At 70.6% G+C, this 21024-nt stretch carries 23 protein-coding genes; 15 read left to right on the top strand and 8 right to left on the bottom strand.

Annotated features, from left to right (window positions below; all coding sequences use genetic code 11):
- Positions 1 to 14: 14 nt before the first annotated feature.
- The gene (gene hutI, locus ACFVWD_RS31270) at positions 15 to 1202 is read left to right on the top strand and encodes an imidazolonepropionase (protein ID WP_389600916.1); all 1188 of its coding nucleotides are present in this window, start codon (positions 15 to 17) and stop codon (positions 1200 to 1202) included.
- Positions 1203 to 1239: 37 nt separating this feature from the next.
- Here the strand turns inward: hutI and ACFVWD_RS31275 are convergent, their stop codons facing one another.
- Both ACFVWD_RS31275 and ACFVWD_RS31280 read right to left on the bottom strand, forming a co-directional pair.
- On the bottom strand, positions 1240 to 2748 hold the full coding sequence (locus ACFVWD_RS31275; protein ID WP_389600917.1) for an RICIN domain-containing protein: 1509 nt from the start codon (positions 2746 to 2748) through the stop codon (positions 1240 to 1242).
- A 213-nt stretch (positions 2749 to 2961) separates the two neighbouring features.
- Complete coding sequence (locus ACFVWD_RS31280; protein WP_389600991.1) at positions 2962 to 3870, bottom strand: RNA polymerase sigma factor SigF; 909 nt, start codon at positions 3868 to 3870, stop codon at positions 2962 to 2964.
- A gap of 250 nt (positions 3871 to 4120) precedes the next feature.
- Here ACFVWD_RS31280 and ACFVWD_RS31285 point away from each other — a divergent pair, with 250 nt between their 5' ends.
- The 8 genes from ACFVWD_RS31285 (at position 4121) to ACFVWD_RS31320 (ending at position 11666) form a co-directional block, all read left to right on the top strand.
- Complete coding sequence (locus ACFVWD_RS31285; protein WP_168509036.1) at positions 4121 to 4489, top strand: STAS domain-containing protein; 369 nt, start codon at positions 4121 to 4123, stop codon at positions 4487 to 4489.
- A 283-nt stretch (positions 4490 to 4772) separates the two neighbouring features.
- Positions 4773 to 5288: an ATP-binding protein gene (locus ACFVWD_RS31290; RefSeq protein WP_075027342.1), complete on the top strand. Its 516-nt coding sequence runs from the start codon at positions 4773 to 4775 to the stop codon at positions 5286 to 5288.
- A gap of 181 nt (positions 5289 to 5469) precedes the next feature.
- Complete coding sequence (locus ACFVWD_RS31295; protein WP_389600919.1) at positions 5470 to 6189, top strand: LPXTG cell wall anchor domain-containing protein; 720 nt, start codon at positions 5470 to 5472, stop codon at positions 6187 to 6189.
- A gap of 46 nt (positions 6190 to 6235) precedes the next feature.
- On the top strand, positions 6236 to 7186 hold the full coding sequence (locus ACFVWD_RS31300; RefSeq protein WP_389600921.1) for a hypothetical protein: 951 nt from the start codon (positions 6236 to 6238) through the stop codon (positions 7184 to 7186).
- A gap of 26 nt (positions 7187 to 7212) precedes the next feature.
- Complete coding sequence (locus ACFVWD_RS31305) at positions 7213 to 8337, top strand: hypothetical protein (RefSeq protein ID WP_389600992.1); 1125 nt, start codon at positions 7213 to 7215, stop codon at positions 8335 to 8337.
- A gap of 50 nt (positions 8338 to 8387) precedes the next feature.
- Complete coding sequence (locus ACFVWD_RS31310; RefSeq protein WP_389600922.1) at positions 8388 to 9758, top strand: hypothetical protein; 1371 nt, start codon at positions 8388 to 8390, stop codon at positions 9756 to 9758.
- A gap of 260 nt (positions 9759 to 10018) precedes the next feature.
- On the top strand, positions 10019 to 11089 hold the full coding sequence (locus tag ACFVWD_RS31315) for a MerR family transcriptional regulator (protein ID WP_389600924.1): 1071 nt from the start codon (positions 10019 to 10021) through the stop codon (positions 11087 to 11089).
- Positions 11043 to 11666, top strand: coding sequence for a histidine phosphatase family protein (locus ACFVWD_RS31320; protein WP_389600925.1), 624 nt, complete (start codon positions 11043 to 11045; stop codon positions 11664 to 11666). The genes ACFVWD_RS31315 and ACFVWD_RS31320 overlap by 47 nt, the downstream gene beginning before the upstream one ends.
- A gap of 290 nt (positions 11667 to 11956) precedes the next feature.
- Here the strand turns inward: ACFVWD_RS31320 and ACFVWD_RS31325 are convergent, their stop codons facing one another.
- From ACFVWD_RS31325 to ACFVWD_RS31335, 3 genes are read right to left on the bottom strand one after another with little or no spacing between them, the layout of a single operon-like run.
- Positions 11957 to 12130 carry a hypothetical protein gene (locus tag ACFVWD_RS31325; RefSeq protein WP_389600927.1) on the bottom strand — a complete coding sequence of 58 codons (174 nt, stop codon included), beginning with the start codon at positions 12128 to 12130 and terminating at the stop codon, positions 11957 to 11959.
- Complete coding sequence (locus ACFVWD_RS31330; RefSeq protein WP_129592292.1) at positions 12127 to 12306, bottom strand: hypothetical protein; 180 nt, start codon at positions 12304 to 12306, stop codon at positions 12127 to 12129. The genes ACFVWD_RS31325 and ACFVWD_RS31330 overlap by 4 nt, the downstream gene beginning before the upstream one ends.
- A complete protein-coding gene (locus ACFVWD_RS31335) occupies positions 12303 to 12452 on the bottom strand; it encodes a hypothetical protein (RefSeq protein WP_389600929.1) in 150 nt (49 codons plus the stop codon). Before ACFVWD_RS31335 ends, ACFVWD_RS31330 begins: the two co-directional genes overlap by 4 nt.
- 188 nt (positions 12453 to 12640) lie before the next feature.
- Here ACFVWD_RS31335 and ACFVWD_RS31340 point away from each other — a divergent pair, with 188 nt between their 5' ends.
- Together ACFVWD_RS31340 and ACFVWD_RS31345 are read left to right on the top strand one after the other, a co-directional pair.
- Positions 12641 to 13483, top strand: a complete 843-nt coding sequence (locus ACFVWD_RS31340) for a helix-turn-helix domain-containing protein (RefSeq protein WP_389600931.1) — start codon at positions 12641 to 12643, stop codon at positions 13481 to 13483.
- Positions 13465 to 13764 (top strand): DUF397 domain-containing protein, encoded by a 300-nt coding sequence (locus ACFVWD_RS31345; RefSeq protein WP_389600933.1) that lies wholly within the window; start codon positions 13465 to 13467, stop codon positions 13762 to 13764. Before ACFVWD_RS31340 ends, ACFVWD_RS31345 begins: the two co-directional genes overlap by 19 nt.
- Positions 13765 to 13993: 229 nt before the next feature.
- Here ACFVWD_RS31345 and ACFVWD_RS31350 read toward each other — a convergent pair whose 3' ends face one another.
- Positions 13994 to 14257, bottom strand: coding sequence for a hypothetical protein (locus ACFVWD_RS31350; RefSeq protein ID WP_389600935.1), 264 nt, complete (start codon positions 14255 to 14257; stop codon positions 13994 to 13996).
- 102 nt (positions 14258 to 14359) lie between these two features.
- On the bottom strand, positions 14360 to 15856 hold the full coding sequence (locus ACFVWD_RS31355; protein ID WP_389600937.1) for an oligopeptide:H+ symporter: 1497 nt from the start codon (positions 15854 to 15856) through the stop codon (positions 14360 to 14362).
- A gap of 492 nt (positions 15857 to 16348) precedes the next feature.
- On the opposite strand from ACFVWD_RS31355, the gene ACFVWD_RS31360 reads away from it, so the two are divergent.
- Together ACFVWD_RS31360 and ACFVWD_RS31365 are read left to right on the top strand one after the other, a co-directional pair.
- Positions 16349 to 17026 (top strand): response regulator transcription factor, encoded by a 678-nt coding sequence (locus tag ACFVWD_RS31360; RefSeq protein WP_018566970.1) that lies wholly within the window; start codon positions 16349 to 16351, stop codon positions 17024 to 17026.
- A 210-nt stretch (positions 17027 to 17236) separates the two neighbouring features.
- Positions 17237 to 18514 (top strand): ATP-binding protein, encoded by a 1278-nt coding sequence (locus ACFVWD_RS31365; RefSeq protein WP_168509022.1) that lies wholly within the window; start codon positions 17237 to 17239, stop codon positions 18512 to 18514.
- A 58-nt stretch (positions 18515 to 18572) separates the two neighbouring features.
- Here ACFVWD_RS31365 and ACFVWD_RS31370 read toward each other — a convergent pair whose 3' ends face one another.
- Entirely contained in the window at positions 18573 to 19124 is a 552-nt protein-coding gene (locus ACFVWD_RS31370) for a GtrA family protein (RefSeq protein ID WP_060894562.1), read from the bottom strand.
- Between the two features lie 207 nt (positions 19125 to 19331).
- Between ACFVWD_RS31370 and ACFVWD_RS31375 the strand changes: the two genes are divergently transcribed.
- Positions 19332 to 20492 carry a 5-(carboxyamino)imidazole ribonucleotide synthase gene (locus ACFVWD_RS31375; RefSeq protein WP_389600938.1) on the top strand — a complete coding sequence of 387 codons (1161 nt, stop codon included), beginning with the start codon at positions 19332 to 19334 and terminating at the stop codon, positions 20490 to 20492.
- The gene (gene purE / locus ACFVWD_RS31380) at positions 20489 to 21019 is read left to right on the top strand and encodes a 5-(carboxyamino)imidazole ribonucleotide mutase (RefSeq protein ID WP_389600940.1); all 531 of its coding nucleotides are present in this window, start codon (positions 20489 to 20491) and stop codon (positions 21017 to 21019) included. The genes ACFVWD_RS31375 and purE overlap by 4 nt, the downstream gene beginning before the upstream one ends.
- The last annotated feature ends 5 nt before the right edge of the window (positions 21020 to 21024 follow it).

Raw genomic sequence — 21024 nt, forward strand, 5'->3', positions numbered from 1 at the left:
CCCACGAGGACGCCATGAGCAGCACCACCGGCACGACCACCGTCATCACCAACATCGCCAGCCTGGTCACCAACGATCCCTCCCTCGGCGACGGATCCCCGCTCGGTCTGATCCAGGACGCGGCCGTCGTCATCGAAGGCGACCGCATCGCGTGGACCGGTGACTCAAGAAAAGCACCCGCCACTGACAACCGGGTCGACGCCGGTGGCCGGGCCGTGATTCCGGGCTTCGTGGACTCCCACTCGCACCTGGTCTTCGCGGGCGACCGCACCCAGGAGTTCAACGCCCGCATGTCGGGCCGCGGCTACACGGCGGGCGGCATCCGCACCACCGTCGCCGCCACCCGCGCCGCCAGTGACGAGGACCTGGAGCGCAACCTCACGCACTACCTCCACGAGGCCCTGCGTCAGGGCACCACCACCTTCGAGACCAAGTCGGGCTACGGCCTCACCGTCGAGGACGAGGCCCGGGCGCTGCGCATCGCGGCGGCGCACACCGACGAGGTCACCTACCTCGGCGCGCACATCGTCTCCCCGGACTACGCCGACGACCCGGCCGCGTACGTGGCCCTGGTGACCGGCGAGATGCTCGACGCCTGTGCCCCGTACGCCCGTTGGATCGACGTCTTCTGCGAGAAGGGCGCCTTCGACGGCGACCAGGCCCGTGCGATCCTCACGGCCGGCAAGGCGAAGGGCCTGCACCCGCGCGTCCACGCCAACCAGCTCTCGTACGGCCCCGGCGTCCAGCTCGCCGTCGAACTCGACGCGGCGAGCGCCGACCACTGCACCCACCTCACGGACGCGGACGTCGAGGCCCTGGCGAACGGCCGGACGGTCGCGACCCTGCTCCCCGGCGCCGAGTTCTCCACCCGCGCCGAGTGGCCGGACGCCCGTCGCCTCCTGGACGCGGGCGTGACCGTCGCCCTCTCCACCGACTGCAACCCGGGCTCGTCCTTCACCTCCTCCGTCCCGTTCTGCATCGCGCTGGCGGTACGGGACATGGGGATGACCCCGGACGAGGCGGTCTGGTCGGCCACGGCGGGCGGCGCGGCGGCCCTGCGCCGCACGGACATCGGCCGCCTCACCGTCGGCGCCCGCGCCGACCTCGCCCTCCTGGACGCGCCCAGCCACGTCCACCTCGCCTACCGGCCGGGTGTACCGCTGGTCACCGGCGTCTGGCGGCGCGGCGTACGCGAGCTCTGACGCAGGGGTTACGAGGCCGGGGTCACGAGACCGGGGGTCACGAGGCCCCCGCCCGCCACCGCTGACTCGTACCCCCGTCGAGCGGCAGCAGGGACAGGCCGTCCCCGCCGCTCGGCGTGACCGCGGTCTCGACGGCGATGGACGGGCGGATCACGCCGTCGTCGTCCACGGTGAACCTCAGGTTCTGGCCGTGGCTGCCGTCGATCGAACCGCAGTCCCAGATCCCGACGCCGTTGTCGACGGAGCCGCGGCTGTCCAGACAGAGGTCGGAGTCGGCGTACGACTGCAGGACGCCGCGCCCGGAGTCGACCCGCCACCGCTGGGTGCGGGCCGAGGTGCAGGGGGCCGTGACGACGTCCGCGCCCTGCGTCAGATCGCCGTCGCGGATGTCCAGGCACAGGCCCGAGGCGACGTTCACGACCTGGGCGTAGTCGCTGCCCGGCGGGTAGGCCGGGGCGGGCGTGGGGGACGGCGTCGCACTGGCCGATCTCGTCGGGGAGGGGCTCCGCGTCGGGGAAGGGGACTTGCTGGTCGCGGAGGGCAGCGGGGCCGGGGGCGAGGGGGTCGCCGAGACGGTCGCCGTCACCGTCACCTGCGGCACGCTCGACGGGGTGGTGACCGAGCCCGCCGTGTTCTGGGACGGCGAGCCGCCCGACGACAGCACGACGAACAGCAGCGGCACCAGGGCGACGCCGAGGGCCGCGGCCGAGGTCAGGACGAAGCGGCGGGACGGCGGCCAGGGCCCCGACGAGGTGGGGACGCCGGGCCGGGGCTCGCCCGCCTCGCTCATGACGTACGCCGTGCCCGCCCACGGCAGCAGTCCCTCGGCCAGGGCGGTGCGCGGATGGTCGCGCAGGGCGGACAGCTCCTCGTACGCCGTCGTGCAGTGCGCGCAGTGCGCCATGTGGGCGTGCAGGTCGGGGCTGGAACGGGGGTTGTGCGGCCGCAGCGACTCCTCGATCAGCCGCCGGAAGTCCCCGCAGCGCGGGTCGTCGGAGGCGGCGAGCCGGGACTTCAGACAGGCCTGGCCCAGGGCCTGCAGCGCGGGCTGCCCGCCGTACGTCACGTCCTCACGGGTGAGGCCGAGCAGGACGGCCGCCCGGTCGGCGGGCTCCTCTTCCACGACCCCGTACCAGAGCAGGCCCTGGGTACGGGACGGGAGGGACTGGAACGGGGCGAGCACGGGCGGCACGGGCCCGCCGGGGCCCGCCGTGCTCAGCACGAGGAGCAGACCGGGGTCGAGGCCGGCGGCCCCTTCGTCCCTCGCCCACGAGGCGGCCACCTGCCCCGCCAGCAGCAGGAGCCGGTGGCGCCAGGGGACGCTCGGATTCGAGCCGCGCGCCGTCTCCTGGGCCGCCAGGGTGAACGCCTGCGCCGCGAGCTGCCGCGCCGCCGACTCGCTGCGGGTGCACAGTCGGGCGTAGGCGAGGACGGACGGGCGGTGCCGCTCGCGGAGTTCCTGGAGGGCCGGATACGCGCTGTCGGTGTCGGCGCTCAGCAGTTCGGTGAGCCGCGTGTCGGACGCGCCCGCGTCGTCCTGAGCCATGTGTCGGCCTCCTCGTACCCCGTGCGGTCACTCGCTCCCGTCCTGACGTACCAGCCAGTTTGGAGTGCTCATAGTGACGGGGGTGGCCCTTTGAGGAAAGAGGGAGGGAGGAGGCGCAAGAAAAAAAGCGGTCCGGCGCCGTCGGCGCCGGACCGCTCTCAGCTGAAAGAGATGAGGTGCCGGAGGGGGCGGGGAGCGGTCACTCCTCGACCGTCACTCCTCGACCGTCAGTGCCTTCCGCAGTCGCACCAGCGTCCGCGACAGCAGCCGCGACACATGCATCTGCGAGATCCCGAGCTCGTCGCCGATCTCGGACTGCGTCATGTTGGCGACGAAGCGTAGCGAGAGGATCTGCCGGTCGCGCGAGGGGAGTTCGGCGATCAGGGGCTTGAGGGACTCCACGTACTCGATGCCCTCGAGGCCGTGGTCCTCGTAGCCGATGCGGTCCGCGAGCGCGCCTTCGGAGTCGTCCTCCTCGGGCTGGGCGTCCAGCGAACTGGCCGTGTAGGCGTTCGAGGCGGCCATGCCCTCGACGACCTCGTCGTTGGTGATGCCCAGGCGCTGCGCCAACTCGCTCACCGTGGGTGCCCGGTCGAGCTGCTGGGCGAGTTCGTCGCCCGCCTTGGCCAGGCCGAGACGCAGTTCCTGCAGTCGGCGCGGTACGCGCACGGACCAGGAGGTATCGCGGAAGAAGCGCTTGATCTCGCCGATGATGGTCGGCATCGCGAAGGTGGGGAACTCGACGCCGCGGCTCAGTTCGAAGCGGTCGATCGCCTTGATCAGGCCGATCGTGCCGACCTGGATGATGTCCTCCATCGGCTCGCTGCGGGAGCGGAAGCGGGAGGCGGCGAACTTGACCAGCGCGAGGTTGAGCTCGACCAGCGTGTTGCGCACGTACGAGTAGTCGTGGGTGCCTTCTTCGAGGGACTCCAGCCGCTCGAAGAGGGTCTTGGACAGGGCCCGTGCGTCCACCGGTCCCACCTCGTCGTACGGGGGGATCTCGGGAAGTCCTTCGAGTCCGTCGACTCCGCTGGTTCCGGTTTCGTCGAGACGCTCCTGGCGTTCCAGAGAAGGTGTCGACGTCGCCGTCTGGGTCTGCGATCCGTCGAGCCGGGGTGACATGGTGTCCTCCATCGTTCTCGGCATATGGCCGCCGATGCCAATGCGTGCACTGCGGTGTGCGGCGCCTCCGAAGCCGGCCGTGTCGAATAGGTGTCGCTACTAGCCCTACCCGCTTTCGCGCGCCGCCCGCAAGTGCGTTGCGTGATGAAATGTCCATTTTCAGGGGGTTGTTCGGGTGTCGGGGATCGTGTGGAAGGCGTAGTGTTCGAGTGCGTACATCAGCAGTCGCGACGCTCGGGAGAGAGACGGCATGGACCGCCAGACGGTCGGCAGCGCACAGTCGGGCCGGCTTCTAGTCGAGGTGCGGGAAGAGGGCTCAAGCGCCGTCGTGACCCCCGCGGGTGAGTTGGATCACCACACGGCTGAATTGTTGCGTGAGCCACTCGATGACTGCCTTGACAAGGGGCACTCGCGACTGGTCGTGGACTGCTCGCGACTGGAGTTCTGCGACTCCACCGGGCTGAACGTGCTGCTCGGCGCCCGGCTGAAGGCCGAGGCCGCGGGGGGCGGAGTCCACCTGGCGGGGATGCTGCCGGTGGTGGCCCGGGTCTTCGAGATCACCGGGGCGGAGGCCGTCTTCACCGTCCACGAGACGCTCGATGCGGCCCTGGCCGACTAGGCGGGGCGGTCGGGGCCCCGCCTCGGCATGCTCCGGAGTCCCCTCTGCGATCGCGGCATCGCCCGCGTCACACCATCCCTGTCGAACAAAAGGGTGTTCCGACGGATCGGTCGGGCAGGAGACATCCTGACTATGTCGGCAACAATCGGTGGGAACGTCGTAGGTGATCGTCGTAGATATTCGTCCGGAACGCCCTGAGTGCGGAAGCACCCGCGGCGCGTACCACATGCTGAGTGCTGAGTCTTGAATCGTGAAACTGGTGAATCGGTGAGGTGAAGCGCTGATGAGCACCACCCGGCCTTACTCGCCGGGCGACCGCGGCCCGGAGTCGGGCGACGGCGGCGCTTCCGGGGCACCTGGGGGCGGCGGCCTGGCCGTCCCGTCAGGGGGGCGTCAGGCCCGCAGGCTGAGCTTCGACGGCGAGAGCGGCGTCGTGCCCCTCGCCCGCGACTTCGCCCGCCAGGCGCTGCACGCGTGGGGCTGGCTGCCCGCCGCGAGCGCCGACCAGCGGGCCGCCGCCGAGGACGTCCTGCTGGTCGTCTCCGAACTCGTCACCAACGCCTGTCTGCATGCCGAGGGTCCGGACGAGCTCCGGATCGCCTGTGACAACAAGGTGCTGCGCGTCGAGGTCTCCGACCGTGGCGCGGGCCAGCCCGCCCCGCGCACCCCGCACCGCGCCGGCCGCCCCGGCGGCCACGGCATGTTCATCGTGCAGCGGCTGTGCCTGGACTGGGGAGTCGTACGCACTCCGGGGGTCACCGGCAAGACGGTGTGGGCGGAACTCGGAGCGCCCGCGTAGTCCCACCCGATCCCGGGTGCAACTCCCACCTTGGGTTACCCGCGGTTCGAACCCTTCTTCGTACGTTGCCGAACGCGCGCCGGATCTCCTCGGATCCGGCGCGCACTTTGTCTTCCCTCCACAAGGGACCGGGCGTACCTTGACGGCCGATCTGATGTTCCGTCAGGAATGAGGCCCCGAGGTGTCGTACCGGACGTACCAGAAACGAACCGCCGCGCTCGCGTTCGCCGCGGCCCTGGCCGGCTCGGCGGTGCTGATGGCCGCCCCCGCCGCCGAGGCCAGCGTGGTGAACGTCAACTACCAGTGCAAGACGCCGATCGGCGACAAGAGCGCCGTCTCGCCCATCGACATCAAGAGCGTCAAGAGCGGCAGCGCCTACAAGCTCACCATGTCCTGGCAGAAGGGCGTCTCCTCCAGCCCGGTGGAGCTCGGCAAGGGCGCGATGAGCCCGAGCGCCGTGATCAAGGTGGGCGGCGCGGACAGCGGCACGGTGGCCGTGAGCGGCCCCGCCAACGCGGCCGCGATCCCCGCCAACACCCCCATCAAGATCAGTGACTTGTCGGGTACGTACACGCCGAAGAAGACCGGCAAGGTCACCTTCACCGCGGGCGTGCTCACGATCAAGGCGCTCGGCACGACGACCACCTGTACCCCCACGAACAACCCCGGGCCGTCGCTGACCCTCGACGTCACGGCGGCGGGGGGCGGTTCGGGAAGCGGTGGATCCAGCAGCTCGGGCGGTTCGACAGGCTCGACCGGCACCGACTCCGGCGGCCAGCTCCCGCAGACCGGTCCCGCCGACTCGGCGATCGCCCTCGGCACGTTCGGCGGCACGGTGCTGCTCGCGGGCGCGGCGGGCACGCTGTGGCTGACCCGCAGGCATCAGACGACCCGCCGCTGAGGGCGCCGCGCCCCCCGTACCACCGTACGACCAGCAGGAGCCGCCGATGCCGTACGCCCCCGTCCTCCGCTGTGCCGTCGCCGTGCTGCTGTCGGCCGCCGCCGCCCCGGTGGCCGCGGCCGACGACGGCTGGTCCCTCGCGCCGTCCGCGAGCGCGCCGGAGGGGCGGCCGTACGTCTACGCGGAGGGCGCGCCCGGCACGGTGCTGCAGGACTCCGTGTCCGTGCTCAACCCGGGCGCGCGGCCCGTGACCGTGCGGCTGCGCGGCGCGGACGCCGACAACACCAAAAACGGCGACCTCACCGTGCGCGCCGCCGGGAAGTCCACGGACACGGGCGCGTGGATCGCCTTCGCCGGAGACCGGGACGGCCGCCGGGTCCCGGTGCGCACGCTGTCGCTACGGGTGCCCGCGCACACCCGGGCCGACGTGCCGTTCACCGTGAGTGTTCCGGCGGGCGCGACGCCCGGCGACCACCCCGGCGCGATCGTGGCGGGCGCGGGCGGCCGGTCCTCGGCGGTCCGGGTCCAGCTGCGGGTCGGCGGTCCCGCGGTGTCGGCGCTCACGGTCGAGCACGTCGCCGTGCACGGCGGACGCATCTCGTACGAGCTGGTCAACCGAGGCAACACCGTGCTCACCCCGAAACTCGCGGTACGCGCCGACGGCGTCCTCGGCCGGGCCCTGTACCGCGCCCCGCGCACCCTGCCCCTCGACCTCCTGCCCGGCCGCCGCGTCACGCTCACCGAACCCTGGCGCGACCCCCCGGCACTGGACGCGGTCGACGTACGGCTGACGGTGACGGCGGCGGGCGGGGCGCGCGCCACGGCGTCCGCGTCGGTGCGGTTCGTGCCGTGGGGCGCGCTCGCGGCCACCGCCGGGGCGGGGCTCGCGGCGCTGGGCGCCTGGTGGGGCGTACGACGTCACAGGCGTCGTACGACGGACGGCGGGACGAGTGAACGGCCGCGTACGGAAGTCGAGTGGACGGGAGCGGTGTCGTGAGCGGAGTCCTGAGCGGCAAGGCGCGGATGTCGGCGCTGGTGGCGGCGCTCGCGCTCGTCCTGGCCCCGCTGGCGGGACCGGTGTCCCCGGCGTCCGCGGCCGGGAAACCCGGTGTGAGCCTGTCCAGGTCCGAGGCGGGGACGGGCGGTTCGATCACCGTGACCGGCAACGGATGGCGGCCGAAGACCCTGCTGATGATGCTGATCTGCGGGCAGGCCGTGCCGTCCCGCGGGGTGATCGGCGGCACCAACTCCTGCGCCAACGCCGACGGCCGGGCCGTCACCACCGACGCGCAGGGCCACTTCAGCAAGGAACTGCCGGTCACCGAGCCGCCCAAGCCGTGCCCGTGCGTGGTGCACGTCGCCACGGTCACGGGGGAGAAGGCGGAGGCCGACGCGATCTTCATGGTCGCCGGGCACTCGGTCGAACCACTGCCGAAGGAGGTGGGCGGGGGGCGGCTCTCGGTGCTCACCGACACTCGCCTCGACGGGTCGAGCGGGCTGCTGACCTGGTTCGGCGCGCCGGCCTCGCGCGAGCTCGTCTTCACCGTCGGCAACGTCGGTACCGCCGCCGTCAAGGACCCCGTCTTCCAGATCGGCACCTCCCACGGCGTGTTCGCGCCGCAGTGGGAGGAACAGGACTGGCGCGGCACGATCGCACCCGGCAAGAAGGCGCAGATCAAGCTGCCGGTCGAGCTCGCGGCCGGGGCGCACGGCGACTACACGGTCTCGCTGCGGTACGGCGGGAAGGTCCTCGCCGAGCAGCCCTGGGGGGTGGGCCGCCCCTGGGGGGTGACCCTCTTCTGGATCCTGCTCGCCGTGGTGGTGCCGGCCGCGGTCTTCCGGGTCGGGATGGCCGTGGTGGACCGGGCGCGCCCGCGCAGGTCGGCGGGGCGGGCGGGGCGCCATCGGAGCCTGCGCCTGCCCGGACTCGCCTTCCGTGTGCCGAGGCCGGCCCCGTTCCGCATGGCCGAGGCGAGCCCGTCCCGTGTGCCCGGAGCGAGCGCCTGCGCGGCCACGCCCGTGCCACCCGGCACCGCTACGAACCCGACCCTGCCGTGGTTCACGCCGGACAACGTTCCGGGGACCGCGGCGAACGGTCAGCTCTCCGCACCGCACGACACCAGTCCGACGACGAAGGGGAACACGTGAACAGGCGACGGAGAGTTGTGCCCGGAAGCCGCAGAGCAAGTGCGGCCGGGATGGCGCTGATGCTCGGCGGCGCGGGCATCCTGTTGGGAGTGGCCGCGGTCCCGGCGCAGGCCGCCGAGGTGTCGTACAAGACGGAGTGCATACCGCCCGCGGCCTCCGGCCTGGGCCCCGTCGAGGGCACCACCAAGGTGGAGATCACCGCACCGGCGACGGCGAAGGTGGGTGACGAGATCGAGGTCGTGTGGAAGTTCGTCCAGGCGGCGTCCAAGAATCCGGACCTCATCGTCCTGCCGAAGGACTCGGTCAAGCCCACGGGAACTCTCAAGGCGTCCGGTGCGCAGACCGCGGACATCGCGATGGAGGGGCCGCAGAAGAACCCGGAGATTCCCAAGGGCGGCGACATGGTGCTGTCCGACATGACGGGCAAGGTCAAGCTGACGACGGCGGGTGATGTCACGTTGACCCCGGACGCGTACACCATCACCGCCTACTCGACGGACACCAAGTGCACGCCCCAGGAGGCGGTGCCGGCCGCTGCCACCATCAAGGTGACGGCCGCCGAGGGCGGTTCGACGACCTCGGGCGGCTCAACCTCCGGCGGGACGACCACCTCCGGAGGCACGGCGACGGGTGGTGACACCGGCGGTACGACTTCGGGGGGATCCACGACGTCCGGTGGCACGACGTCCAGTGGTTCGACCTCCGGTGGTACGACGTCCGGTGGTTCGACCTCCGGCGGCGATGGCGGTCAGACCGACTTCGCCGGCAAGACCGTGACCACGTCCTTCGCCTGCACCTCGCCCGGCCCCGCCAAGATCGACTCTTCTGCGACGATCAACGCCAAGAAGAACGGCGGGAGTTACGACCTCACGGTGAAGACCGCCAAGGGCGTGATGAACAGCCCCGCCCCGCTGCCCGCGGGCGCGCTGAAGCCCTCCATGGTGATCACGGTCGGCGGCGATGACAGTGGCTCGCTCAAGGTCGAGGGCCCTGCCAACAAGGACGCCCTCAACACGGGCGACCCGGTCTCGCTCGGCGATATGACGGGCACGTACAAGCCCGGAGCGGACGGCAAGGCCACGCTCAGCCCAGGTGATCTGACGATCGTCGTGACGCTGAGTGCCGGATCCGACCCGATCACGATTCCCTGCAAGGCGACAAAGACCGCTGTCTCACTGGAACTTGACGTCAAGAAGCAGTCGGGCGGCGTCTCCGGCGCGACGACGTCGGGCTCGGGGTCGTCCTCCGGGTCTTCCTCCGGATCGTCCTCGTCCTCGTCCTCGTCCTCGTCCGGCGGAGGCCTGGCCGCGACCGGCGCGAACGACCACGGCGGGCTTCGGGCACTCGGCTTCGTGGCCGGCACGGCGATCCTGCTCGGCGGAGCGGTCTTCACCTTCCTGCCGCGCCGCCGCGTGCGCTGACGCCCCCCTTGCACCGTCCGCACCCCGAGGTCCGCTTGACCTGGACCCCGGGGTGCGGGTTTAGGGCCTGTCCGGCGGATCATGCCGGAGACGCGGGGTCTGGCACGCCCATCTGCGGCGTTGTCGTCGGTTGCCGACGCTCCGCGTCGACGCCCTCCTCCGCCTTGCAGCTGCACGCACCAGACCCCGCTCACCTGCACTTATGAGGCGCCGTTACTTTCCTCCGACCTGATCCGCCGGACAGGCCCTAGCGTCGGGGCATGCGGGTTGGCGAGTTGGCACGCAGGACCGGAGTGACGGTCCGGGCGTTGCGTTATTACGAGGCGGTGGGGCTTGTCGTGCCCCGGCGGCTGACCAACGGATACCGGGACTATGCGCCAACGGCGTTGCGGCAGGTCGAGGAGATCCGGACGCTGACCGGGCTCGGCCTGTCGGTGGAGGACACCCGGCCGTTCGTGGAGTGCCTGGCGAGCGGGCATGACCTGGGAGACGAGTGCCCGGCGTCGCTGGCGGCCTACCGCCGGTCGATCAGGGACCTGTCCGAGAGGATCAGGCTCCTGATCGACCGGCGGGACACCCTGGCGGCACACCTGGAGGCGAGCGCCCGCAGATCGATTCCGGATTCCCCGGAGGGAAACGCCCGTACAGGGATCTCGGTTTCCCCGGAAGTGAGCGCCCGCGGGGCGTCCCCCGTGCCGGTGCCCGCCGACCCGGCCCGGCTGCCCCTCGGCCTGCCCCGGCCGGCCGACGACGGCGGCGCCGCGCATCTGCCGGGTGGGCGGCTGCCTGACCTCGTCCTGCCCGCCACGGACGGTCGGGCGGTCGGTCTCGGAGCACTGGGGCCCGGCCGGACGGTGCTGTACGTCTATCCGCTGTCGGGCCGGCCGGGGACCGACCTCCCGGACGGCTGGGACACGATCCCGGGCGCCCGCGGATGCACCGCCGAGGCGTGCGCCTTCCGCAATCACCACGACGACCTCCGGGCGGTAGGGGCGGCACGGGTGTACGGCCTGTCGTCGCAACCGCGGGAGTACCAAAGGGAACTGGCGGAACGGCTGCGCCTGCCCTTCGCGATCCTCTCGGACACCGGACTCGCGCTGCGCGAGGCCCTGGACCTGCCCACCTTCACCGCCGGCGGGCGCACGTTGTACCGCCGGCTGACCATGATCGTGAACCGGGGCGTGATCGAGCACGTCTTCTACCCCGTCTTCCCACCCGACCAGCACGCTGCCGAAGTCCTCGACTGGCTCCGGCTCCAGGATCCACCACAGGGGGAAACCGCACATGACCGCGAAGGCCACCCGCTATCTGTACCTCGCCCGCCACGGTGAGGCGACGGCCGACGAGAGCGAGCTGACCGAGAACGGCCGCCGCCAGGCCCAACTCCTGGGCGACCGACTCAGGAACGTTCCCTTGGCGGCGGTCCACCACGGGCCGCTGCCGCGCGCGGCGCAGACGGCCCGGCTGATCGGCGACCGTCTGAAGGAGGTGCCGGTACGGCAGGTCGAGACGGCCGGGGACTATGTGCCGTACGTGCCCGGCAAGGAGGAACTGCCTGCGGACGCGGCGGAGCGGCTGCTGGCGTTCCTTGAGCAGTTCACGGCTCAGGAGCGTGAGGAGGGAGCGGCGCTGGCCCGTGAGGCCGAAGAGCGGTTCACCGGGCCGGTGGACGGCGCCGAGGACCGGCACGAGCTGGTCGTCACCCACAACTTCCTCGTCGGCTGGCTGGTACGCGCCGCGCTGGACGCCCCGCCCTGGCGCTGGCTGGGCCTCAACCACTGCAACGCCGCCCTGTCCGTCATCCGCTACACACCGGGCCGCGCGGCCTCGGTCCTCGTCTTCAACGACATGTCCCACCTGTCCGAGGACCTGCGCTGGACCGGCTTCCCACCGGAGGCACGCGCTTAGGGCCTGTCCGGCGGATCATGCCGCAGACGTGGGGCCTGGCACGCACATCTGCGGCGTTGTCGTCGGTTGCCGAAGCTCCGCGTCGACGCCCTCCTCCGCCTTGCAGCTGCACGCACCAAGCCCCACTCGCCAGCGTCGATGGGGCACCGCCCGTTTCCTGCGACCTGATCCGCCGGACAGGCCCTAGCCCCGCACCCCGACGAAGAGCACCACAAGCACCACGCCCATGCTGAACAGCGTGAGGACCCCGCTCCAGAACGCGTCGTCGAGCGGGGTCCGCCGTCTCCTGCTCACCCACCGTGCTCCCGCCGCAGATGCGCCCGCATCCGCACGTTCGCGTCGCTCACCGCGCTGTGGTCGAACACCGCCCGCGCCGCGTGGCGCCGTGCGGCGAACTCCCGGCAGGCCTCGCAACCGTCGACGGGAACGGGGGAGCGGCTCACGTCGTACGTCGGCCCGGTCATGGCGTACGCCCCTCTCCGTGTCTGCCGTGCGCCCGCAACTCCCGGTCGCATTCGGCGACCTCGCCCGTGCGGCCCGCTTCCTTCGCGGCCGTCCGCTGGGCGAGCAGCGCCGCGCACACGTCGCAGCCGCCGCCGTACGGGGGCCTGGGCGCCGCCACCGCCGTACGCGCCGTCACGCCGACCACTGCGCGAGCGCCGCCTCGATCGCCCGCAGCGCCGCGGGGGTCGGACGCGCCCAGCCGCCGGGCGGGGTCCAGAGGGAGGAGGTGGTGGTGCGGGTGTGGGTGCGGCGGGGGAGTCGGGGGAGGGTCGTGGTGGTCATGGGGCTCACTCCTTGGTTGCGTGGTCGCGGACATGCCTGTGCGGAGCGCACCGGGTGAATTACGGTGCGTGTTCAGGCAGTACGAGCATGCCGCGTGAGCAGGGCGGAAATGCCGTGGAAGGGCGCTGGTTCCACACCGGGCACTCCAAATTCCACAAATTCCACAGCCGCCGGAGGGGGAGGACGGGATGCCGCAGAGACGGACGGTGACGAGCCGCAGCCAGGAGCCGCGCAGGCGATTCGCCGAGGAGGTGAGGGAGTTACGTGAGCGGAGCGGCGTCAGCCTGCGGCAGCTCGCGGAGCGACTGGGCTGGGACTGGTCGACACTCGGGAAGCTGGAGACCGGGCACACCCTGGGGAGCCCCGAGGTGGCCCAGGCGCTGGACCGGCATTACGGGACGCCGGGGTTGCTGTTGGCGTTGTGGGAGCTGGCGGTGGGCGATCCGACGCGGTTCAAGGAGCAGTACCGCAGGTACATGCTGCTTGAGGCGGAGGCGGTGAGCCTGTGGCACTTCGCCGTGAGTACCGTGCACGGCTTGCTTCAGGCGGATGGATACGTGCGTGAAGTGCTCGCGGTGGGCGGTACCAAGGGCGAGGAACTGGCCCAGCAGGTGGAGGCGCGGGTCGGCCGCCGCGCGTTGCTGGTGGGCGAGGACGCGCCGCCGTTCCGCACCATCCTGTCCGAGGCTGTGCTGCGCACACCGTTGCGGGACGCCAAGGCGTGGAGGGAGCAGCTCGAACACCTCGCGGAGATGGCAGAGCGCCCGAACATCACGCTTCAAGTACTGCCCCAGGGTTCCGGCCTGCACGGCTTGGTGAGCACCGACGTGATGTTCCTGAGGCTGTTTGACGGACAGACAGTGGCCTACACCGAGACCGCCTACCACGGTGAACTGGTCGAAGAAAACAGGGAGGTTGAGCGTCTGCAACGTGCGTACGATTCGATGCGCGACCTGGCGCTGTCCCCGGCCGAGTCGCGGAAGTTCATCGGGCAGATGCTGGAGGAAGCACCATGCGATCCGTCGACCTGACAGCCGTGACATGGCGCAAGAGCAGCTACAGCAACCCGGACGGCGGCGCGTGCGTCGAGGTCTCCGACGACCTGCTGGCCGCTGCCGCCTGGCGCAAGAGCAGCTACAGCAATTCGGACGGCGGCCAGTGCCTCGAAGTCGTCGACAACCTCCCGGCCCCCATCCCCCTCGTCCCCGTCCGCGACTCCAAGAACCCCCACGGGCCCGCCCTCATACTCCCGGCGGCGGCCTGGGCGTCCTTCGTCACGGCCGTACGACGTGACGAGCTGCCCGGCGCCTGAGGCTCAGGGTTTGCCGATGTCGACGGCCCACACGCCCGTACGGTCGTAGGCCTCGGGCGTGGCGGTCATGACCCTTCCTGGGACGACCCCCATGGCCGCGGCATGGACAGCGTGCCCGCACGCCCACTCCAGGCCGGCTGCCACCGTCTGCTCGACCGTGGCGGCGGCGGCGAAGTCGAGCGGCAGGAACTCCAGACCCGGCAGAGCGCCTACATGTGCGGCTTGATGATCAACGGTGTTCCCCTACTTGCCCGGCCTCGATCGCGGCACGCCATTCCTGCGCCGCGCGTACATCCGCCTCGGTGAGGTCCGGGCAGAGGTTGGCCCGGACGTAGGCAACCTCGCGGGCCGTGCGCTCCGCGCGCTCCTCCTCCGTCGGGGTCGCGGCGACCATACGCTCGACGTAGGCGCGCGTGCTCAGGCCGCGTTCCTCGGCGAGCGTGCGCAGTCGATCCCTTGTCGAGTCACTGATCTTGATGGTGGTGTCAGCCATACGGACAGAATGCAGGTGAATACCTCGGTCGGCAGGAAAACGCCGAAGGGCCGCCGCACCCCCAAAGGATGCGGCGGCCCTCCGGCAAGCCCTGGACCTACGTCAGTGGACGTCGCCCATCAGGACCTTGACCTTCTTGCGGTACATCCACACCGCGACACCGGCGATCACGGCGAGCGTGGCCTCCAGGGCGACGATGCCCGTCTTGTTGAGGTCGACGTTGGCGATGGACAGCAGACCCGTCGTGGCGTCACCGGCGGTGACGGCCAGGAACCAGACGCCCATCATCTGGGAGGCGTACTTCGCGGGAGCCATCTTCGTGGTGACGGAGAGGCCGACCGGGGAGAGCGTCAGCTCACCGACGGTCTGCACGAAGTAGATCGCGACCAGCCACATCGCGGCCGCCTTGTGACCACCCTCGGCGATCGTCAGCGGAGCCAGGAACAGGAAGAACGAGGCACCGATCAGGATCAGACCCGACGCGAACTTGGTGGCCGTGCTCGGCTCCTTGCCGCGCTTGTTCAGCGCCAGCCACGCCCAGGCGAACACCGGCGCGAGCGCCATGATCATGACCGGGTTGACGGACTGGTACCAGGAGACCGGGAACTCCCAGCCGAAGATCGTGTTCTTGGCGGAGGAGTCGGCGAAGATCGACATGGTCGAGCCGCCCTGGTCGTAGATCATCCAGAAGACGGCCGCGGCGACGAAGAACCAGATGTACGCGGACATCTTCGACTGCTCGGCGCGGTCGAGGTCCTTGTCCCGCTTGATCCGGGCGATGACCATGACCGGGATGATCAGACCGGCGATGGTGATCGGGACCAGCAGCCAGTTCAGGGTGTAGTGACCCGAGAAGCCGACGATGCAGTAGAAGACCACCGCGACGGCCGCCCACAGCGCGGACTTGCGCAGCGTCGCGGCCTTCTCCTCGCCCGACAGCGGCGTGGGGACCTCGTGCGAGCGCGGGTTCAGGTGACGGCCGCCGAGCAGGTACTGGGCCAGACCCAGCGCCATGCCGAGCGCGGCGAGCGCGAAGCCCAGGTGCCAGTTGACGTTCTCGCCGACGGTGCCGATGACCAGCGGAGCGGCGAAGGCGCCGACGTTGATGCCGATGTAGAAGAGCGTGAAGCCACCGTCACGGCGCGGGTCGTCCGGGCCGTCGTAGAGGTGACCGACCATCGTGGAGATGTTGGCCTTCAGCAGACCGGAACCGATCGCGACGAGCCCGAGGCCGCCGTAGAACGTGCCGGACGACGGCAGGGCCAGCGTGAGGTGGCCCAGCATGATGATGACGCCCGCGACGGCGACCGTCTTGCGGGGGCCGAGGACACGGTCGGCGAACCAGCCACCCGGCAGGGCGAGCAGGTACACCAGGGACAGGTACACCGAGTAGATCGCGGTCGCGGTGGCCGCGCTCAGGTGCAGGCCGCCCGGTGCCACCAGGTACAGCGGGAGCAGAGCCTTCATGCCGTAGTAGGAGAATCGCTCCCACATCTCGGTCATGAAGAGAGTGGCCAGTCCGCGGGGGTGGCCGAAGAAGGTCCTCTCGGAACCGGGGGTGCCCGGAGTCACCGAGTCCTTCGTCAGGCTGGACGCCATGGTCGTTCCTTGCTGGTCGGGACGCGCTGCTTGAGCGTTACGCGCCCGGTGGGGGGCGGCCGGCACCGGCGGGGTTCGCCTGTCCTTCCCCACGCCCACGGGGAGTCCGCTCCGGATTGCGAAGCGGTGGACGGCGACCACCGGGATCCACGCCCGTCACGCATGTGATGCGCTCGGGCCCGGCCACAGGTCATTCCTTTCAAGGCTGGCGAACACCAGCCCGCACATGAAAGAGACCTTCAGCGTCAAGTACGCGCCAAAGGTCCCCAAGTGGTGCTACAGGCGTCTGGTCACCATACGACATCTCAATGTGGCATATGGAAGGACTTGAGACATGGATCACAGGTAATAATGGAACCACGGATACGTATTCGAAGGTGTCAGGCAAGATCGCTTCCCACAGCCGCAGGCAGGAAACCGTACAGCCCCGGGTAAGAATTACGGTTGGCGATCACACCACAGGCGCTGTCCGCGGCGGACTACCATCACTCCATGACCCGTGTACTGCTCGCCGAGGACGACGCGTCCATCTCGGAGCCATTGGCCCGCGCCCTGCGCCGGGAGGGTTACGAGGTCGAAGTGCGCGAGGACGGACCCACCGCGCTCGACGCCGGAATGCAGGGCGGCGTCGACCTGGTCGTCCTGGACCTGGGCCTGCCCGGTATGGACGGCCTCGAAGTGGCCCGCCGCCTCCGTGCCGAAGGCCACACCGTCCCCATCCTCATCCTGACCGCGCGCGCCGACGAGGTGGACACCGTCGTCGGTCTCGACGCGGGCGCCGACGACTACGTCACCAAGCCCTTCCGCCTTGCCGAACTGCTCGCCCGTGTCCGGGCCCTCCTGCGGCGCGGCGCCGCGGAGCCGCAGCAGCCGCCCGCCACGCACGGGGTGCGCATCGACGTCGAGTCGCACCGGGCCTGGATGGGCGACGAGGAACTCCAGCTCACGGCGAAGGAGTTCGACCTGCTGCGGGTCCTCGTCCGGGATGCCGGCCGGGTCGTCACGCGTGACCAGCTGATGCGCGAGGTCTGGGACACCACGTGGTGGTCGTCCACCAAGACCCTCGACATGCACATCTCCTGGCTCCGCAAGAAGCTCGGCGACGACGCGGCGAACCCCCGCTACATCGCGACGGTACGAGGAGTCGGCTTCCGCTTCGAAAAGAGCTGAGGCCCCGCGGGGGCGGGTGGCGGGGGCAGGGAGCGAACCCGGGGATGCGGGGCGGAGCCCCGCCCTGAGGGGCGCGGGGAACTGCGCGCCCAGCCCCCACCGGCCCGCAGCCAAAGAGAACCCCGGGCTACCCGAGCGCCTCCCCTGTCCCAGCCGAGCGCAGCGTCAAGGCACACTGGTCCACGTACAGCCACCCGCCCGGAGGACCCCGTGCGCCGCCGTCTCATCCAGTCCACGCTCGCCGTCGTGCTCGTCGTGATCGCCGTCTTCGGCGTGTCCCTCGTGATCGTCGAGACCCGCACGATCAGCAACAGCGCCCAGGAACGCGTGGACTCCGAAGCCCTGCGCCTGGCCAGCATCGTCGACAGCCGCATCCTCGGCGACGAGCACATCAACGCGGAGATCCTCAAGAACCAGGTCGCGGAAGACCGGTACGCCGTGATCCGCATCCCCGGCCAGGCCCCCGTCGAGCTCGGCCTCCAGCCCAGCGGTGACGTCATCCACTCCACGGCCAAGGGCGAGGAGGGCGAGACGGTCACCGTCCAGGAGCCCCGCTCGGCCGTGACGCGTGAGGTCGGCCGCACCCTGCTGATCATCGCCTTGGTCGCGCTGCTCGCGATCGTCGCCGCGGTCCTGCTGGCCGTACGGCAGGCCAACCGACTCGCCTCCCCGCTCACCGACCTCGCGGAGACCGCGGAGCGGCTCGGCTCCGGCGACCCCCGCCCGCGCCACAAGCGCTACGGCGTCCCCGAGCTGGACCGTGTCGCCGACGTCCTGGACAGCAGCGCGGAGCGGATCGCACGGATGCTCACCGCCGAGCGCCGCCTCGCCGCGGACGCCTCCCACCAGCTCCGTACGCCGCTGACGGCCCTCTCCATGCGCCTGGAGGAAATCACCCTCACGGATGACCCGGACAACGTGAAGGAGGAGGCGACGATCGCCCTGACACAGGTCGAGCGCCTCACGGACGTGGTGGAGCGGCTGCTCACCAACGCCCGCGACCCCCGTACCGGCTCCGCCGTCACCTTCGACCTCGACGAGGTCATCAAGCAGCAGCTGGAGGAGTGGCGCCCGGCCTACCGCAGCGCGGGCCGCGCCATCGTCAGCTCGGGCAAGCGGCATCTGCAGGCCGTCGGCACCCCGGGCGCGGTCGCTCAGGTCCTGGCCGCGCTCATCGAGAACTCGCTCATGCACGGAGGCGGCACGGTCGCCCTGCGCACCCGTGTCACGGGCAACCAGGCCGTCGTGGAGGTCACGGACGAGGGCCCCGGTGTCCCCACCGACCTGGGCGCCCGCATCTTCGAGCGCACGATCAGCGGCCGCAACTCCACGGGCATCGGCCTCGCGGTCGCCCGCGACCTCGCGGAGGCGGACGGGGGCCGTCTGGAGATGCTCCAGGCACAGCCGCCGGTGTTCGGCCTGTTCCTCTCCCGCACCCCGCTGAAGAGGCCACCGCTGGTGGAGGACGAGGAACGAACGGTCAGATAGCCCTGGACGGTCGGACAGCCCGGGGCGGTAGGACAGCCCTGGACCGGCCCTGGACGGCTCAGTTCGCCCGTGCGCGTGCCCGGGACCGTCGAGGCTCCGGCTCCTCGTCGAGGAGCGCCTCCGCGCTCTCCAGGACCTCACGCGCCTCGTCCGGGACCGTACGGAACACCCACGTGCGGTAGGACCAGAACCGGAACAGCGTCGCGATGCCGATGCCGAGGAACTTGAAGATGTTGCTCTGCAGCGGGCTGTCCCAGCCGAACCCGTACGTCGCCACGTACAGCACACCGTTCTCGATGACCAGCCCCACCGCGCTGAACAGCACGAAGAGGCCCATTTCCTTGGTGCGGCCGCCACGGTCACGGTCCCGGTACGTGAAGTAGCGGAACCCGATGTAGTTGAAGACGATTGCGACGATCGTGGCGATGACACTCGCCCGTACGACCTGCAGCCCGGTCGCGCTACGCACCAGGTTGAAGGTCACCAGGTTGACGAGAAGCCCCGCTCCGCCGACCGCCCCGAACTTCGCGATCTCCCGGAACAGCTGGTCGAACCGGCGGCGAACCGCGCTGCGGGGCCGTACGTGAAGCCCCGAAGAAGCACTGCCCATGGTGTCGCCAGCCCCCGTAGGTCGGACATCGGTCAAAAAATTCAACCCAGCCACTCTAACCAGCGGGCCGCCCTCGTGCCTGCGGACGGTCTCACGGGACCGGAAAGAGCGTGTCGCAGCGGGGAAAAACCGGGGCCGCAGGCGGGATCACAGCCGGACCGCGGGCGCGGAAACCGGCCCCCATGGCGCGACCGATACCCTTGGAGCGTGACGTTCCCGGTAGTCGGCATGGTCGGCGGGGGCCAGCTCGCTCGTATGACACACGAGGCGGGCATCCCGCTCGGCATCAAGTTCAAGCTCCTCAGTGACACCCCTCAGGATTCCGCGGCGCAGGTCGTCGGTGATGTCGTCATCGGCGACTACCGCGACTTCGACACGCTGCGTGAGTTCGCGCGGGGCTGCGATGTGATCACCTTCGATCACGAACACGTACCCACCGAGCATCTGCGTGCCCTGGAGGCGGACGGCATCCCCGTCCGTCCCGGCCCGGACGCGCTCGTGCACGCCCAGGACAAGGGCGTGATGCGCGCGAAGCTCGACGAGATCGGCGTGCCGTGCCCACGGCACCGGATCGTGACCGACGTCGAGGACGTGGCCGCGTTCGCGGCGGAGGGCCTCGCCGAAGGGGCCGAGGGCGACGGTTTCCCGATCATCCTCAAGACGGTCCGCGGCGGCTACGACGGCAAGGGCGTCTGGTTCGTCCGGTCGATCGAGGAGGCGGCCGACCCCTTCCGGGCCGGCGTGCCCGTCCTCGCCGAGGAGAAGGTCGACTTCGTACGAGAACTCGCGGCGAACGTCGTCCGCTCCCCGCACGGCCAGGCGGTCGCGTACCCCGTGGTCGAGTCCCAGCAGGTCAACGGCGTCTGCGACACGGTGATCGCCCCCGCGCCCGGCATACCGGACGAGCTGGCCCTCCAGGCCGAGGAGCTCGCGCTGCGCATCGCCAAGGAACTCGGTGTCGTCGGTCACCTGGCCGTCGAGCTCTTCGAGACCCACGACGGACGCATCCTCGTCAACGAACTGGCCATGCGCCCGCACAACTCGGGCCACTGGACCCAGGACGGCGCGATCACCTCCCAGTTCGCCAACCACGTCCGCGCGGTCCTGGACCTCCCCCTCGGCGACCCGCGCCCGCGCGCCAAGTGGACGGTCATGGTCAACGTCCTGGGCGGCGACTACCCGGACATGTACTCCGCGTACCTGCACTGCATGGCCCGGGACCCCCAGCTGAAGATCCACATGTACGGCAAGGACGTGAAGCCCGGCCGCAAGGTCGGCCACGTCAACACCTACGGCGAGGACCTGGACGACGTCCTCGAGCGCGCCCGCCACGCAGCCGGTTACCTGAGAGGCACGATCACCGAATGAGCCCCGTCGTAGGCATTGTCATGGGGTCGGACTCCGACTGGCCCGTCATGGAAGCGGCCGCGCAGGCGCTGGACGAGTTCGAGATCCCCTACGAGGTGGATGTCGTCTCCGCGCACCGCATGCCGCACGAGATGATCACGTACGGCGAGCAGGCCGCGGAGCGCGGGCTCAAGGCGATCATCGCGGGCGCCGGCGGCGCTGCCCATCTGCCCGGCATGCTCGCGTCCGTCACCCCGCTGCCCGTCATCGGCGTGCCGGTCCCGCTGAAGTACCTCGACGGCATGGACTCGCTGCTGTCGATCGTGCAGATGCCGGCCGGTGTCCCGGTCGCGACCGTCTCCGTCGGCGGCGCGCGCAACGCGGGCCTGCTGGCCGCCCGGATGCTCGCCGCGCACGACGAGGAACTCCTCACCCGCATGCGGGAGTTCCAGCAGGACCTGAACGACCAGGCCACCGAGAAGGGCAAGCGGCTGCGCGCCAAGGTCGAGGGCGCGGGCGGCGGCTTCGGCTTCGGCTCCGGGAAGTGACGCGC

It is taken from the genome of Streptomyces sp. NPDC058086 (genome assembly GCF_042885015.1).
Classification (GTDB): domain Bacteria; phylum Actinomycetota; class Actinomycetes; order Streptomycetales; family Streptomycetaceae; genus Streptomyces.

Coding starts and splice junctions, on each gene's coding strand:
- hutI (WP_389600916.1), top strand. CDS start 15: ATGAGCAGCACCACCGGCACGACCACCGTCATCACCAACATCGCCAGC.
- ACFVWD_RS31275 (WP_389600917.1), bottom strand. CDS start 2,748: ATGGCTCAGGACGACGCGGGCGCGTCCGACACGCGGCTCACCGAACTG.
- ACFVWD_RS31280 (WP_389600991.1), bottom strand. CDS start 3,870: ATGTCACCCCGGCTCGACGGATCGCAGACCCAGACGGCGACGTCGACA.
- ACFVWD_RS31285 (WP_168509036.1), top strand. CDS start 4,121: ATGGACCGCCAGACGGTCGGCAGCGCACAGTCGGGCCGGCTTCTAGTC.
- ACFVWD_RS31290 (WP_075027342.1), top strand. CDS start 4,773: ATGAGCACCACCCGGCCTTACTCGCCGGGCGACCGCGGCCCGGAGTCG.
- ACFVWD_RS31300 (WP_389600921.1), top strand. CDS start 6,236: ATGCCGTACGCCCCCGTCCTCCGCTGTGCCGTCGCCGTGCTGCTGTCG.
- ACFVWD_RS31305 (WP_389600992.1), top strand. CDS start 7,213: ATGTCGGCGCTGGTGGCGGCGCTCGCGCTCGTCCTGGCCCCGCTGGCG.
- ACFVWD_RS31310 (WP_389600922.1), top strand. CDS start 8,388: ATGGCGCTGATGCTCGGCGGCGCGGGCATCCTGTTGGGAGTGGCCGCG.
- ACFVWD_RS31315 (WP_389600924.1), top strand. CDS start 10,019: ATGCGGGTTGGCGAGTTGGCACGCAGGACCGGAGTGACGGTCCGGGCG.
- ACFVWD_RS31320 (WP_389600925.1), top strand. CDS start 11,043: ATGACCGCGAAGGCCACCCGCTATCTGTACCTCGCCCGCCACGGTGAG.
- ACFVWD_RS31325 (WP_389600927.1), bottom strand. CDS start 12,130: ATGACCGGGCCGACGTACGACGTGAGCCGCTCCCCCGTTCCCGTCGAC.
- ACFVWD_RS31335 (WP_389600929.1), bottom strand. CDS start 12,452: ATGACCACCACGACCCTCCCCCGACTCCCCCGCCGCACCCACACCCGC.
- ACFVWD_RS31340 (WP_389600931.1), top strand. CDS start 12,641: ATGCCGCAGAGACGGACGGTGACGAGCCGCAGCCAGGAGCCGCGCAGG.
- ACFVWD_RS31345 (WP_389600933.1), top strand. CDS start 13,465: ATGCGATCCGTCGACCTGACAGCCGTGACATGGCGCAAGAGCAGCTAC.
- ACFVWD_RS31350 (WP_389600935.1), bottom strand. CDS start 14,257: ATGGCTGACACCACCATCAAGATCAGTGACTCGACAAGGGATCGACTG.
- ACFVWD_RS31355 (WP_389600937.1), bottom strand. CDS start 15,856: ATGGCGTCCAGCCTGACGAAGGACTCGGTGACTCCGGGCACCCCCGGT.
- ACFVWD_RS31360 (WP_018566970.1), top strand. CDS start 16,349: ATGACCCGTGTACTGCTCGCCGAGGACGACGCGTCCATCTCGGAGCCA.
- ACFVWD_RS31370 (WP_060894562.1), bottom strand. CDS start 19,124: ATGGGCAGTGCTTCTTCGGGGCTTCACGTACGGCCCCGCAGCGCGGTT.
- purE (WP_389600940.1), top strand. CDS start 20,489: ATGAGCCCCGTCGTAGGCATTGTCATGGGGTCGGACTCCGACTGGCCC.